The 15,660-nt window shown below is 44.4% G+C and carries 10 protein-coding genes and 1 tRNA gene; 1 reads left to right on the top strand and 10 read right to left on the bottom strand.

The genetic code is table 11. The annotated features are described in order from the left end of the window. Positions 1–100: 100 nt before the first annotated feature. The 9 genes from CCC17_RS09420 to CCC17_RS09380 all read right to left on the bottom strand — a co-directional run bounded on the left by CCC17_RS09420 (position 101) and on the right by CCC17_RS09380 (position 14,789). Entirely contained in the window at positions 101–1,675 is a 1,575-nt protein-coding gene (locus tag CCC17_RS09420; protein ID WP_287082998.1) for a serine hydrolase, read from the bottom strand. Between the two features lie 54 nt (positions 1,676–1,729). After that, on the bottom strand, positions 1,730–2,806 hold the full coding sequence (locus CCC17_RS09415; RefSeq protein WP_270389514.1) for an acyltransferase family protein: 1,077 nt from the start codon (positions 2,804–2,806) through the stop codon (positions 1,730–1,732). Positions 2,807–2,821: 15 nt separating this feature from the next. Further along, the gene (locus tag CCC17_RS09410) at positions 2,822–5,590 is read right to left on the bottom strand and encodes a CDP-glycerol glycerophosphotransferase family protein (RefSeq protein ID WP_287082997.1); all 2,769 of its coding nucleotides are present in this window, start codon (positions 5,588–5,590) and stop codon (positions 2,822–2,824) included. Positions 5,591–5,613: 23 nt separating this feature from the next. Beyond that, complete coding sequence (locus tag CCC17_RS09405; RefSeq protein WP_287082996.1) at positions 5,614–7,278, bottom strand: CDP-glycerol glycerophosphotransferase family protein; 1,665 nt, start codon at positions 7,276–7,278, stop codon at positions 5,614–5,616. Between the two features lie 14 nt (positions 7,279–7,292). After that, the gene (locus tag CCC17_RS09400; RefSeq protein ID WP_021651922.1) at positions 7,293–8,489 is read right to left on the bottom strand and encodes a CDP-glycerol--poly(glycerophosphate) glycerophosphotransferase; all 1,197 of its coding nucleotides are present in this window, start codon (positions 8,487–8,489) and stop codon (positions 7,293–7,295) included. A gap of 27 nt (positions 8,490–8,516) precedes the next feature. Beyond that, entirely contained in the window at positions 8,517–9,440 is a 924-nt protein-coding gene (locus CCC17_RS09395; RefSeq protein ID WP_173775812.1) for a hypothetical protein, read from the bottom strand. Positions 9,441–9,464: 24 nt separating this feature from the next. Continuing rightward, positions 9,465–10,367 (bottom strand): undecaprenyl-diphosphate phosphatase, encoded by a 903-nt coding sequence (locus CCC17_RS09390; protein ID WP_021651920.1) that lies wholly within the window; start codon positions 10,365–10,367, stop codon positions 9,465–9,467. Between the two features lie 130 nt (positions 10,368–10,497). After that, positions 10,498–13,713 carry a carbamoyl-phosphate synthase large subunit gene (gene carB, locus CCC17_RS09385; RefSeq protein ID WP_287082995.1) on the bottom strand — a complete coding sequence of 1,072 codons (3,216 nt, stop codon included), beginning with the start codon at positions 13,711–13,713 and terminating at the stop codon, positions 10,498–10,500. Next, the gene (locus CCC17_RS09380) at positions 13,713–14,789 is read right to left on the bottom strand and encodes a carbamoyl phosphate synthase small subunit (RefSeq protein WP_015527400.1); all 1,077 of its coding nucleotides are present in this window, start codon (positions 14,787–14,789) and stop codon (positions 13,713–13,715) included. The genes carB and CCC17_RS09380 overlap by 1 nt, the downstream gene beginning before the upstream one ends. A gap of 237 nt (positions 14,790–15,026) precedes the next feature. On the opposite strand from CCC17_RS09380, the gene CCC17_RS09375 reads away from it, so the two are divergent. Further along, positions 15,027–15,110 (top strand) — tRNA-Leu (locus tag CCC17_RS09375). 67 nt (positions 15,111–15,177) lie between these two features. Here CCC17_RS09375 and CCC17_RS09370 read toward each other — a convergent pair. After that, complete coding sequence (locus CCC17_RS09370) at positions 15,178–15,645, bottom strand: signal peptidase II (protein ID WP_144094782.1); 468 nt, start codon at positions 15,643–15,645, stop codon at positions 15,178–15,180. Positions 15,646–15,660: the final 15 nt, after the last annotated feature.

Raw genomic sequence — 15,660 nt, 5'->3', positions numbered from 1 at the left:
CATTTCTTTGATAATACAAAATCAGCCAGCACGTCAATGATCACTCCTTATTTTTGCCCAATTAAGGAAGTTTCTTGATCCTATGACTGCTGACTGATCTTTATTTATTCAAATATTGATATACTCTTGAAGAAATCGAACGGATTCCGTACAGTAAATGATCTTCGGAAGCGCCTTCTGAAAATATACATAATACATAATTTGTTTTCTTTCCATAGACGATTGCCATATCATGCTGAACTGAGCTTGTCTCACCAGTTTTGTTCGCGCATACTATACCTGTCGGAAGACCTGATGGAATTTTGTATCGTTTCGTCTGATGCAGTAAAAGATTTAGCATTTCTCTGGAATACTGTTGAGAAACACACTGACCTCGATAGATTTTTTCTAAGAGTCTCCCACAATCTTTTGCAGATGCCGTGTTACGCCAGCCATCACTGCTCCAGGCAGAAGAAGATGGATGCAGGGAACTGTGACAACCGGTATTTTTGTAACCGTTCTTTCGAAGATACTGGTTCACTACAGCCGTTCCTCCTACAAAGCTTCCGCCTCCCTGACGCCTTACCAGTTCATTATAACATTCATTATCACTGACAGTGATCATATCCCACAGCAAGCTGTACACACCGGAGCTGTATTGCATTTTTCCCTGACGGATCTGATCATAGACCGACGCCATCACAAATGCCTTGATCGTACTTGCCGGATACATTTCCCGATCATTTATGTTTACAACATTTCCTGTTTTCAGATCTTTTATATAAACAGACCAGTTTCCACCGTAGGCAGAAACAAAGCTCTCCAATTCCGATTTAAATGCACTTAGAGCATACTCTGATCTTGTACTTTTTCTTCCCTGCCAGTCCACATACTGACCATCCGGTGTTTTCATATTTTTCGCAATGGTTCCGTTCGATTTCAGGTAATAACCATCTTTCCACCGGTTCACCAGCATTTTTCCATTTTGGTCTACATAATATTGCTGGCCCTCACAGGTTACCCACCCTGCCTTCTGTACCATTCTCCCATTATCATTGCCAAAATAATAGATTCCGTTAAACTTTTTTCCCTGAACTGTTTTGTTCACTTTATGAAAAGACGGACGCATGCAGATTCTTCCGGTTCCATAGAAATAATAATAACCGCCTTTAAAATCACGCCCACCGAATCTTCTCTGTCTTATATAGCGTACTGTTCCACGATCAGCCAGTTTTCCGTACGCTTCCACATAATAAATGCCTGCGATAATTTTTTTGCCCCGTACCTTCTGTTCAGCTACGTTTACAAAGCCACGCTCTCCCTTTGAAATTCTTCCATTGGAGTCTGTGATGTGGTATTTATCAAAGCGGACACCAGAAACTGTCTTTTTATCGAAATAATAAACGGATTGCTTTCTCAAAAGTTTTCCGTTTTTATCAAACATATAAAATCCTGTTTTTAAAAACTCTGTCTTTGGGATTGACAAATAACGTAATCCGGTAAGTTTTCGCTTCTTAGAATCTTTCAAATACCAGTTCCCGCCAGATTTCTGAAGATAATTTCCACTGTTATCCCAAAATCGTACCGTTCTTTCAGCAGCCTCGACCTTTATCTCTGTACTTCTGGCACCAATAATACATCCAAAAACCACTACTAATATCAACCAATATATACAAACTGTTTTTTTTGCTTTCATACTTTAACAAGACCTGCCACAGACGATGGCAGGTCTTTCTCCTTTATCTTTATATTATCCTATTTTCATGCAGATGTTCTGGATCAGGCGGTTGTATCCGCTTACCTTTTTCAGCCATTCCAGCGCTATGGACACTGCCAGTGAAGCCAGCAGAAGCGTCAGTGTATTGGTCAGAAAATATCCACTCACATACACAAAAGAAGATTTTCTTATAAATGTATGTATCAGAAATATATTCATGGAATGTTTTCCGAGGAACAATAAAATCTGTCGCACTCCCGGAATGACATTAATAAATTCGCAGCAAAATGCCATAAATACAATTGGATACACACCCCAGTGGATCTCACTGTATACCGTCAGCGGCAAAGTTCTGTACGCTTTATACAAAATAAACACCGCAAGAAGCTCCAGAAGAAATTTGAAAACATGCTTCATTCCAGCATTCCATATCTTAAACCATCGGTTAAACAGATCATACTTGGCTACACACATTCCCATGAGAAATACCGGTAAAAATGCATAAATACCCGTAATTCCCATAACCTCCAGGGAAATTGTCCGTGGAAATGCCACAACAGCCACAAGAATAAATACCAAATATTCTTCCTTTATCATAAACAGCGGCACGCAGATGATAAAAATGATCGCCGCACTCATATACCACCAGGTTCCGTTCAGAGTCGAAGTTCCGAAAAGTTTCGCCAGACCAAAAAAATCCAGCACCATTGCGCTAACACCTTTGGCAATATTTCCGTTTCCGAAATATCTGGCCACGGCATAGCCGTTATAAAGCTGTGAGCTCACAACAGAAAGCCCCCATATGATCCAGAACCCTCCCATTGTTTTTATCAGTCTTTTGGCTGTCCACTTGCCAGGTGTAGAATTATTTTTTCTGTAACTGAGATACAGTCCGTATCCGGAAATAAATGCATAGATCGGTACACAGATCTTAAATGTTCTGCACAGATACATGATCCGATCTGCTGAAAACGGAGTGAAAACAACATTCAGCCCCTCAAATCTGTCTTGACTCAGATACATATGATGGAACAGCATTATAACAATGGCAATGCCCTTCATCGCCTGAGAATTATATTTATCAAACTTTATTGCCTGCTTTCCTTCCAAAATCCAACCTCCATATTACCGATTCTCGATGATCCTCTCATAAACTCGTTTGGAACAGTTACGGTCATTAAATGCAAAGGTCTCATCCATTCGTTTCCGATATTCCTCTTTCATCTGACAGCCGTCTGCCATATATTCGATGATCCGGTCCACAGTTCCGTCCAGTGTATGCTCCACCTCTCCGAATCCATCTCTCTCATAGTCAAAGTATCCCTCTGTGTAGGAATGCGCGCCACTGAAAAAGCTGTCTCTGTCAAACTGGGAGTATACGATGGGTTTTCTCAAATATGCAAAATCAAAGGCAACCGAAGAATAGTCCGTGATCATCAGATCTGTCTGGGCAAAAATGTCCTTGTAGGAATAAGACGAATCCATAAATTTTACCCGTGGATCATGACGGAACATATGCAGACCGTCAATGGTATTTGGGTGAGGCATGAAGCAGATGGTATATCCGTACTTCTCTGCCGCTCCCAGAAGTCTTTCGTTGTTGAGAAGATCATCATAAAAATGAAAGTATTCGCTTTCCTGAAATTCTTTTCCAAGCTGCCATACCCCTCTGGCATCGGTTCCTGAGGAAAGGCTCTTGCGCCAGGTAGGCATCACCGTCACATACTTACGCTCATCATGGACCAGACGGTCATAACGCGGCATTCCCGTAAGCCAGATATTTTTTTCCGGATAAAAATAGTCATAGGTAAAGGCAGAATCATATTCCGGCTTTGTGCTGACGATAAATCCGAAAAGATTACGGTTGTATTTGTTCAGCCACTTGGACTGGTTGTCTTTGGTCACACCATGCTGTAAAAATACCAGCTTTTTGTCATAGATGATATCGCGGTACAGATACTCCAGCTTTCCAAAAGGATTGATCACCGGTTTGTTAGCCTGGGAGGACAGTGAAAATTCATTCAGCAGGAACAGAAGCTTATGCTTCCAGGAGAAAGGCTCCACAACCTTTCCAAGCTTCTTCATTTCCACATAATCCTGTGTATCCTTGTTGACTACAAAGTACGGCTCCACCGTAGGGTCCGGATTGGCGCAGAGATAGCGGAACATCACTTCGCCGTTATCATCTCCGCGTGTTGTACGATCGGAGATCAGCCAGATCTGCTTTTTCTGCTTCGCCTTCTGCATCTCGTAGAGCTTACGCACGAGAACTGCCTTTTTTCCGGCCTTTCCCTGAGAAAATATTGCTTTGGTGCGTTTTTTCTTCAGCTGTTTCTCCCTGCTCTGACTGTATGGCTCTACCGTTACTTCATACTGATGGCCCAGAACCTTTGCATCTTCCTGATTCTCTCCACGGATCATCCGTACTTTTTCGTTAAGATACAGAAGCTTATCCTCTATATGCAGGAAAAGCGGCAGCTTCTTTGTAAATGGCACATATTTTCCGTAGGAAATATTGTACATTTTGTTTATATGTCCATCTGTGCCTGTGCCCCAGCTGATAAACTCCCGGATCTCGGAAAGCGGAATGTCCACGATATACAGCTTCTCAACGGCACTTTCTTCTCTGCACCAGCCGGTTCTTTCCAGTGTATATTTCCATCTGGCTTCATAGGTGTTGCCACCAGTCATCATATATACACGGTTTGTCCTGCTCACAGGCTCCACAATGGAAAATTCACAGTGCAGCTGGTCTTTTTCCGGCTGGAATATCTTGACACGGAGATTGTCATATATGGGATTCAGGATCGTGTCTGCCTGATCCGGAAATTTTTTGCATATATCCGGATAATATTTCCGGAGAAGATACACTTTGTTTGCCCTGCTGATATGCTGATTGGACATCACGATCTCCGGAAACTCCATCTGCTTCAGGAAGCTTTCGATGCCTTCCTCATATCTGCACTTTTTCTCTTCATCAAGCTTCTCGTTATCAAATATGATATCCGCTATTTTTGCGCTGTAATACAGCAGCACATAATCTGCATTTTTTTCATGAACAGGATTTTCTTTTCTTCTGCAGTCTGCGATCTTTCGGAAAAATTCCTGATAAAATACCTCCAGTTGTTCCGGATCCTGCAGCATATTCTTCCAGTCCTCCACCATGAGATGGTCCGCAAGGATCTGCACATAGATATCTTCCCCTGAAGTCACTCCCAGACTCCGGCAGCTTACAACGGACTGATATACCATAGTCATCACATCCAGATACCAGATCTCCGGACGGATCTCGGATACCCATTTCACCTGATCTGCTGCAAATGTATAAGCGGCATACAGCTGATGCAGAAGATATACATTGTTATCCAGCGTTGTTTTTTCGGTGAAACGGTCACAGTAGTTATTATGCTCCCGCACATGGATATTTCCTTTTCCACGGATCTTTGTTATGACAACATCTCTGTTGTCTTCCTCAAAGCAGCGTCTGACCTCTGCACTGGATTTTGGGGAAAAACAGATTCCGGCTTTTGCAAAAACAACATAGCTTCCGGCTATCTTATCCTTCAGCTCCGCCACAAGATCCCCACATTCCAGTCCGTCAATATATAAAAGATCCCGGTCATCCAGCATCTCCCGGAAACGAGGATCCTCCGGATTGAACTCTCCGTAGATCTTATCCAGCTCTTCGTCCTTGAGCTCTTTCTCCTTTTCTCCGGCTTCCTCCAGCTCCCGCATGTCCCGTTCATCAGGAATATCCATATCTCCTGCAATGCATACTGCAAGGATCTGTACCGTTCCTTCCGGTGTGACCTCACGTACATTTTTAAAGGTTCTGTAAAGCTTTGCGGTATCTTTTGCAAAAACAACTACTGAAAATTCATACTCCCTGTTCATATTGCTCCTTTTGTATCCTTACATTAAAATTTTTTCTCTTTCAGCCTTCTTTTCAGTTTGTCCGGTATTTGAGCATTGGCTATATATTCATAGATTCGTTTGCTGTTGTCATTGTCCCTGTAGGGAAGAAGCTCATCTCTTCTTCCTGAAAATTCCGGTTTTTCACGGAATCCGTTCCTCGCATATTCTCCGATAAGATCTACCAGCTGGTTCTGATCCCATGCCAGATCTCCGAAAACATCTTTTTTGTAGTCCATATAGCTTCCCTGGACTTTCTCATAGGTTTCCAGATCAAAGGGATAAAATATCACCGGTTTTTCCTGATAGTAGACATCCCAGGAAACAGAAGAATAATCGGTGATCAGCATATGACAGCTCATCAGAAGCTGATTCAGCGGCATAGTCCCAAATGGGATCAGCCGGATATGCCTGTCTTCCACCTGAAAGCTCCGGATATGTTCCCTGAATTTCGGATGGATATAAAAGTTCAGCGTGATATCCTCCTTTTCCAGAAGAGTCTTAAGCCTCTCATCCTGCAGAAATGCTTTATAACGCTGATAGTATTCACTTTTTTTGAACTGCTCCTCGCTGATATCCTCCAGCCAGCTTCTCCATGTAGGCATCAGCAGGATCTCTTTATGAGCCGGATCCGACTTGTCCTCCAGCACATCCCATCTGGCCAAACCAGTGATGATGATCTCTTCATTATCGTATCCGAAATAATCATGGATGATCTTCTGTTCATAACCCGAAGACACCACAAACAGTGCCATCTGATTGCCTCCGCCTTTATGAAAGGTCCTGTGGCATTGCTTGAAGCCCATCACTCCATGCTGGAGAAATACAATGTTCTTCCGTGCCTGATACAGAACCTTGTAGATGCTGTTGGGCGAATCCCAGATATAAAAATGCCGGATCGCATCGGTAGATATCAGATACCGTGCAGCGCTGAGATAGATCATGTACTTAAATGACATGAACTGGATCACATTGGCATCATACTCTTTTACAGCCTGATAATCCGGACATTTTTTATCTATTACATAAAAAATCCGACTTCTGTCCTTCTCCGGTACATGCTCCATACAGTACCGGAAAAAATAGAGGCCGTTGTCCTGTGCCATTGTACAGTATTTCTCGCAGATCAGCCATAATTTCTTATGATCCCAGTAAGGTTTCAGGATAAAATAGCAGAATAATGCAAGAAATTCTTTTGCTATAAATGCATAGCTGTCATATTTCGGATCATATTTCCGGTATTGAATGGTAAACTGCCTTGCTCCGTTGACAAAGGGATAAACCATATGCCCATCCCCGGTTCTGGTCCATCTTGGAAAAAGGATCAGCTTAAGTTTAAGTTTTGAACTTAAGCCTCCCAGGATCGCATCCTCATAATTTCCTTTTCCTTCTTTATCCACAGATGCCACCACATCCCAGAATGCGGTTTCCATCGGATACTGATCTACATTGATCTGTGCATGATACACGATCGTATTTCCTTTTTTTGCTGTCTGCATTTCAAAAGGAAAACTTGTATCCAGCACTGCATTTCGCTGTTTCAGCTTCAGGGAACGGATCCTTCCTCTGGATCCTTCCAGCTCAAAACTGATCTTTATGGTTCCTTTTGTCAGCGAAAATTTCCTGGTTTTTACCTTGATCTCCGCCGGAGCTTCCATTAACTGCTGCAATTTTTCACCACCTGTTACATTTCTTTGATCGCTTTGTAATTTCTTTCACAGTTCTTTGTATCCCACAGATCAAAATATTTTCCGTGTCTTTCCAGATAAATCTCTTCATTGGCAAATCCCTGCTTATGCAGGCGGATCAGCCAGTCCGTTACTTCCTGTTCCGTTACACATACCGGACCGAAGCCATCTTTCCGGAAATCAAAATACCCGATCTGATGATGACTTTGCCGGAATTTTTCATTGTCAAACTGGTAGTAGACCAGTGGCTTTTTCATGTAGGCAAAGTCCATGGCCACACTGGAAAAATCAGTCACCAGCACTGCGGACTCTTTAAGGAGTGTCTGCACATCGTACTCAGGCCAGGACGCCACTGTGATCTTCGGATGATCCACATGAAAATATTTCAGGAACCGATGCATTTCCCTGTGCGGATAAAAGATGATCTGAAGATCGTTCTCCTCAATGTAGCGGATCAGTCTCTCATCCTTGAGAAGTGCATCCCAGTACCGGTAATAATCGGTTTCCATGAATTTCTGTGCTTCCAGCTCGTGATCAGAGGCTGAGATCTCATTGCGGATATACATACGCCAGGTCGGCATGATCAGGATCTGGTTCTTTTTTACCTTCATATCATGAAGCTGGTCAAAACGACACAGTCCCAGCTCCTGCACATAGCCTTCCGGATATCCGTACCGGTCATTGACATATTTCCACTCATCATAGGTACTGGTAACAAAAAGGCTCATTTTTGTATGGGGATAATACAGAAAACTAAGATCTGCCGTAATGATCCCATGCTGCAGGAACGCCCGCTTGTTCCGTAGGATTCCGTAAACCTCCAGCACATAGCAGATGGCTGCGTTTGGTTTTCCCATTTTCTGGGAGCTGATATTTTTTGATGCAGCCAGATAGTAGATCCAGTGGCGGAAGCTTCCATACTGGATCACAGGTCCCAGATTTTTTACCCGGGCATAATCCGGAGATTTTCTATTGATGGCGTACACTGCATCCTCACTGGTATTTTCTCTCAGATATTTGTACAGCCAGAATCCGTTATCCCGGCATTCATTCTCTGTATCACAGAGAAGCCAGAGATCCCTGCGAAAAAGTCTGTAGACCATCGCAATGGGAAATGCCAGGATAAACTTGATGATGTGAAGCAGATCCCCAGGTTTTACTCGTTTCAGTTTTTCAAGAAATGTCTGTTCCATGTTTCCCTCTGTTTACAGGATCCCGGTTTATTCCTCTGACCAGTCTCCGTTATCATCCCAGACAATCTCTCCGTCTCCGCTGTCATCTGTATCTGTACTGTTGTCAAGAGAATCGTCACCGCTTCCGCTGTTGCTGCTGTCATCTACATAGTCGCCGCTATCATCACTGCTGTCATAGTTTCCATCATCACTGCTGTTGTCGTAGCTTCCGTCATCGCTGCCGTCGTAGCTTCCGTCATTACTGCTGTCATAGCTTCCGTCATCACTGTTATCATAGCTTCCATCATCACTGTTGTCATAGCTTCCATCGCTGCTGTCGGAAGAAGTATCCGTGATACCGGAAGAACTGTCTGTCAGATCTGAAGCATCTGTGCTGTCTGCGGAATCACTGCTGTCCGCCTCACTGTTATCCGTTTCCACATTGCCAATAGTACTCTTCTCACTCTTGTCACTGAGGCTTGTATAGGTCAGGTATGCTTCTCCGTTATCGATCATCAGTTTTGCCTTTTCCATATCGCTCAGTTGTACACTGTAGATCTCATAGGCATTTCCGTCTCCGTCTACGATCTTCATATCATAGATGGCATCTCTTGCAGAATCCGGGGTGTAATACATCTGCACCTGCTCCGCATCTTTGATGGTAGCTTCTGCAGGAACAAGACTTTTGCCCCATTCTTCCCCTCCTGCCGCGCGGAGATAGATCTCACGGATCTCTCCCTTCGTGCTGTTGGTAAGATAAACAAATTTTGCAGTACTGGTCTTTACACCGATCAGCTTCGGTGCAGGTGTAGATGTGGGAAGCGGTGTGGATGTAGCCGGTGCAGCCGTAGGTGCGGCTGTAGGAACCGGTGTTGGTGTCACCTCTGCTGTTTCCTTTGATGATTTTCCACAGCCGGCAATACCAAGCGCCGTCACTGCTGTCAGTACGATCAAAAGCTTCTTATATTTCATAATGATTACCTCCAGATTGCAGTTTTATGCTAAAAATGTTTTTCCAACGAAGTATCCGAGCACCAGGATACCAAGAATGATCCTGTACCAGCCGAATACTTTAAAATCGTGTTTCTTGATATATCCCATCAGGAATTTGATGGCAAGAACAGATACCACAAAGGATACCACAACACCTACGATCAAGATGATCAGCTCTGTGGAGCTGAAGGCAAAACCGAATTTGACCAGTTTCAGAAGACTTGCTCCGAACATAACCGGAATTGCCAGGAAAAAGGTAAATTCTGCTGCAACTGTACGGGATGTTCCTGCAAGGATTCCTCCGATAATGGTAGATCCGGAACGGGATGTTCCCGGAATCACGGAAAGCACCTGGAAGCAGCCGATGATCAGCGCTGTCTTAAAGGAAAGCTCATCCAGTCTGGTGCAGGTTGGTCTGCGGCGTTTGTTGTAGTTCTCGATAACGATAAAAAGCACACCATAAACGATCAGCATGATGGCAACGACCACATAGTTGTAAAATTTCTTTTCAATAATGTCATTAAAAGGAAGAGCGATGATGATCGTCGGCAGACATGCTACCAGGATCTTAAACCAGAGGATCCACTTATCCTTATCACAGTATTTTTCTACAAAAGTAAGGACAGTTCTGGGTACTGCCGGCTGTTTACGCAGTGCCATCTGTGTTTTCTTCGGGATTTTTCTTATGTAAAAAGGCCACAGCTTGTTCCAGTACAGTACAACAACTGCCAGGATCGCGCCAAGCTGGATCACCACCAGGAAAAATTCCATAAATGCCTCGGATACATTCAGCTTGATAAACTCATCCACAAGGATCATATGTCCGGTACTACTGATCGGAAGCCACTCGGTGATTCCCTCCACAATACCGAGAAGGATAACCTTCAGTAATTCTATAAAAATCATGTTAACTCCTTTCTAAAAGCAAGATAAGGACAGGGCCGGTATGTGAACGACGGCCCCGTCCTTATCAGTATATTACATATTTGACAATTCGTAAACTTTTAATTTTTTATTTCACAAAATTTACAATTTTTTATCGATTGTCGATGGTGGCGATATCTACCAGAGTCAGGTGGTTCAGGTCTGTATTCTCAAGACTTGTGACCAGAGCCTCTGCAGTATCAAGGCTTGTAAGCACATTGACACCTGTCTCGATAGCATTACGACGGATCACGAAACCATCCTTCTGGTGCTCAACACCCTGTGGCGGTGTGTCGATAACAACATCGATCTTGTGGCCAAGGATCAGGTCCATCAGGTTCGGAGACGGCTGCTCCAGCTTGTTGGTACGTGTTACCTTGATTCCGTTTTCAGTCAGTACGCTTGCAGTACCTCTTGTTGCAAAGATACGGTATCCCTGAGCTTCGAAACGTTTTGCGATCGGAATGATGTCCTTCTTATCCTCATCTTTTACAGTGATGATCATCTGTTTGTGCTTCGGAAGACGGATTCCGGCTCCGATGAAGGCTTTGTAAAGAGCCTCGTTAAAGGTTTTTGCAATACCAAGGCACTCACCTGTGGATTTCATCTCAGGTCCGAGGCTGATATCTGCGCCTCTGATCTTCTCGAAGGAGAATACCGGCATCTTGATTGCAAAGTACTCTGCTTCTTTCTGAAGTCCCGGTGTGTAACCAAGCTCTTTGATCTTATGTCCAAGGATAACTCTTGTTGCAAGCGGAACGATCGGGATTCCTGTTACCTTGCTGATGTACGGTACTGTACGGCTGGAACGCGGGTTAACCTCGATGACATATACATCCTCGCCTACAACGATGAACTGAATATTGATCATACCGATTACATGAAGTGCCTGTGCAAGACGACGTGTGTATTCGGCGATGGTATCTTTTGCTTTCTGGCTGATGGTCTGTGCCGGATATACGGAAATACTGTCTCCGGAGTGGATACCTGCACGCTCGATGTGCTCCATGATTCCAGGGATCAGGATGTCCTCACCGTCGCATACTGCATCGACCTCGATCTCTTTACCCATCAGGTACTTATCAACAAGGATCGGATGCTCCTGTGCGATCTGGTTGATGATTCCGATGTACTCTTCCACGTCCTCATCGCTGACAGCGATACGCATTCCCTGTCCTCCAAGTACATAGGACGGGCGGACAAGTACCGGATAACCCAGCTCATTGGCTGCTTTTTTCGCCTCTTCTGCTGTGAATACGGTATGTCCCTTCGGTCTCGGGATCTCACATTTCTCAAGGATGGCATCAAAGAGCTCTCTATCCTCTGCAGCATCTACGTTCTCAGCAGATGTTCCGAGGATCTTAACGCCCATCTTGATCAGTGCCTCTGTAAGCTTGATGGCTGTCTGTCCACCGAACTGAACAACAGCTCCGTCCGGTTTCTCGATATTTACAACATTCTCAACATCTTCCGGTGTCAGCGGCTCAAAATACAGCTTATCTGCAATATCGAAGTCTGTACTTACTGTCTCCGGGTTATTGTTGATGATGATCGTCTCATATCCTTCTTTCGCAAATGCCCATGTACAGTGTACAGAGCAGAAGTCGAACTCGATACCCTGACCGATACGGATCGGGCCGGAACCAAGTACCAGGATCTTTTTCTTATCTTTTGTTTCTACAGCTTCATTCTCTGTCTGCTCATCGCCGTATACAGAATAGTAATATGGTGTCGCTGCCGCAAACTCTGCTGCACAGGTATCAACCATCTTGTATGCTGCACGGATGCCGTACTCTTTACGCAGGTCTTTGATCTCAGCTTCTGTCTTTCCTGTCAGGTCTGCGATGATGTAGTCCGGGAACTCCAGACGTTTTGCTTCCAGAAGAAGGTCTTTGTCCAGCTTCTGAGTTTTCAGAGCCTGCTCCATCTCAACAAGGATAGCCAGCTTATCGATGAACCAGATGTCGATCTTTGTGATATCATGAAGCTTCTCCTGGGAAACATTTCGTCTCAGGGCTTCTGCGATCTTCCAGATACGGCGGTCATCCACAATGTTCAGCTCGTCCATCAGTTCTTCATCAGAAAGATGTGAGAAATCATAGGACATCAGACTGTCTACATGCTGCTCCAGGGAACGGATAGCCTTCATTAAAGCGCCCTCGAAGTTATTGCAGATACTCATAACCTCACCGGTAGCCTTCATCTGTGTAGTCAGTGTACGTTTTGCTGTGATGAATTTGTCAAATGGCAGACGCGGGATCTTAACAACACAGTAATCCAGCATCGGCTCGAAGCTTGCATATGTTTTGCCTGTGATGGCGTTCGGGATCTCATCCAGTGTGTAGCCCAGTGCGATCTTGGCTGCAACCTTGGCGATCGGATAACCGGTAGCCTTACTTGCAAGTGCGGAGGAACGGCTTACACGAGGGTTAACCTCGATAACGCAGTACTCAAAGCTCTCCGGATGAAGAGCGTACTGTACGTTACATCCACCTGTGATGCCAAGCTCTGTAATAATGTTAAGAGCAGATGTACGGAGCATCTGGTACTCTTTATCTCCTAAGGTCTGGGAAGGAGCAACTACGATGGAGTCACCGGTATGGACACCAACCGGGTCAATGTTCTCCATGTTGCAGACTGTGATGCAGTTTCCTGCGCTGTCTCGCATTACCTCGTACTCGATCTCTTTCCATCCGGCGATACATCTCTCTACAAGAACCTCGCCTACACGAGAAAGACGGAGACCATTCTCAAGGATCTCACGAAGCTCCGGCTCATTATGCGCGATACCGCCGCCGCTTCCGCCAAGTGTATATGCAGGACGGAGAACAACCGGATAACCGATAGTCTGAGTAAACGCAACACCGTCTTCTACAGTCGTTACGACCTTGGATGCTGCAACCGGCTCGCCGATCTTTTCCATTGTATCCTTAAATTCCTGACGGTCCTCAGCTTTACGGATCGTAGCTGCTGTGGTACCGATGAGACGTACATTGTGCTCTTTCAGGAAGCCCTTTTCCTCAAGCTCCATGGCAAGGTTCAGACCTGCCTGTCCGCCCAGTGTAGGAAGTACACTGTCCGGTTTCTCTTTGAGGATCAGCTGCTCTACGACTTCAACAGTCAGAGGCTCGATGTAAACTCTGTCTGCGATGTCTTTATCTGTCATGATGGTAGCAGGATTGGAGTTTAAAAGTACAACCTCCATGCCCTCTTCCTTCAGGGAGCGGCATGCCTGGGTTCCTGCATAGTCAAACTCTGCTGCCTGGCCGATTATGATCGGGCCTGAGCCGATTACAAGTACTTTTTTTATGTCCTTATTCCTTGGCATTATTTCTCTCCTCCCATCATCTTCATGAATCTGTCAAAAAGGTAACTGGAATCCTGTGGTCCAGGGCATGCTTCCGGATGGAACTGTACAGTAAAGATGTTCTTTCCGTTATATGCCATACCCTCGTTTGTTCCGTCGTTGACGTTTACAAATGCAGGATGTGCGATATTTTTCTCCTCAAGTCCCTCTGCGTCTACAACGTAGCCATGGTTCTGGGAGGAAATATATACTCTTCCTGTCTCAAGGTCTTTAACCGGATGATTTCCGCCTCTGTGACCGTATTTCATCTTATGGGTGTCTCCGCCTGTTGCAAGAGCCATAAGCTGATGTCCAAGACAGATGGCAAAGATCGGTACATCAGAGTCATAGAGTTTTTTGATTTCTTTAATAATAGAAGTACATTCCTTCGGATCTCCAGGTCCGTTGCTGAGCATAATGCCGTCCGGATTGTCTCCAAGGATCTCTTCTGCAGATGTCAGAGCCGGGTAAATAGTAACCTGGCATCCTCTCTCATTCAGTGAGCGTGCAATGTTTTTCTTGGCGCCCAGATCAAGAAGGGCAACCTTCGGTCCGTTCCCCTTAAGCACTTCCTTTTCGCGGCAGGAAACCTTCTCTACCACTTTTCCTGTTGTATATGCTTTTAATCTGGGGATGATTGTATCCAGGTCATAGTTCTCGTCAACTGTGATCATTCCGTTCATGGTTCCCTTCTCACGAAGGATCTTAGTCAGTGCTCTGGTATCAATTCCTGCGATTCCCGGAATGTCGTTTTTGCTCAGAAAATGCTGAATGGTGTCTACGCTTCTGAAGTTGCTGGGAACTCGTGATAATTCGCGTACAATAAATCCGTCAATCCACGGCTTCCTTGATTCCTGGTCATCATAACAGATTCCGTAGTTTCCGATCAGCGGATATGTCATACACACCGCCTGTCCTGCGTAAGAAGGATCTGTCATTACTTCCAGATAACCGGTCATGGAAGTGTTAAAGACAATTTCACTGATGACTTCCCTTGCAGAACCAATGCTAGTTCCTGTAAATACATGGCCATCTTCCAATATCAGAAATGCTTTCATACAATCTCCCTTTCTTTGTTCTCTTATTTTATCCTAAATCTTCAAGATTGTATCACAGGAATCGTCATTTTTCAACACCATATGCAAAAAAAATGTATAAAACTAACTTAAAATATTTTTTTTGAATTTTTTTAATTTTTTTGAATTTTTCTATTGACATTATCCAATTCCTGAGTTATTATAAGTGAGCAGTCGACGAGCGGAGCAAACAAAGTGAAGCAAGCCGGTTGAAAAAATGCAGGAATGGCGGAATTGGCAGACGCGCAGGCTTCAGGTGCCTGTGGTCGCAAGATCGTGTGGGTTCAAGTCCCATTTCCTGCATTCTTTTTTATTTTATCCAAAATCAAAAAAACAGAAGCGCCCAACACCGGCACTTCTGTTTTTTTATTTATTTTTCTTTTTCAGAAAAGATCTCGCTCCCGCCCCAGAGAAGCGCACCTGTAAATATGAAAAGATCCGAAATATTAAATACGACCTTCTTAAGCTTCGGATTTTCCACATTCAGGCTCACATAATCCGTGACGTATCCCTTTCTGCGACGTTCCGTATAATTATTCAGACCGCCGCCCAGGATCATGGAAAGCCCAAGCTTGGATATGCGTGTGCCTTTTTCTCCGGAAGTACGTATATACTCCCAGATCGCACCGCCCAGCACCATAGATGCAAGATCTCTCAGGAATTCTTTATCTTTGTTTTTTAATATTCCAAGCATCATCCCATGATTATGACAATTTCTTACGATCAGTCTGCCTCCCAGGCACTTTTCCTTCAGATCTTTCTTTTCCGATGTGTTGATTTTTTTCTTTATATAATAGTCTGTACCAAAGATTCCCGCCGTCAGTAAATTCCACAACATTATTCTCCCTCCTTA

Origin of the sequence: Blautia sp. LMAG:36 (assembly GCF_008680535.1) — a bacterium.
Lineage (GTDB): Bacteria > Bacillota > Clostridia > Lachnospirales > Lachnospiraceae > Blautia_A > Blautia_A fusiformis.
The sequence above is the reverse complement of the archived record's forward strand: the minus strand, read 5'-3'. Positions and strand labels throughout refer to the sequence as shown.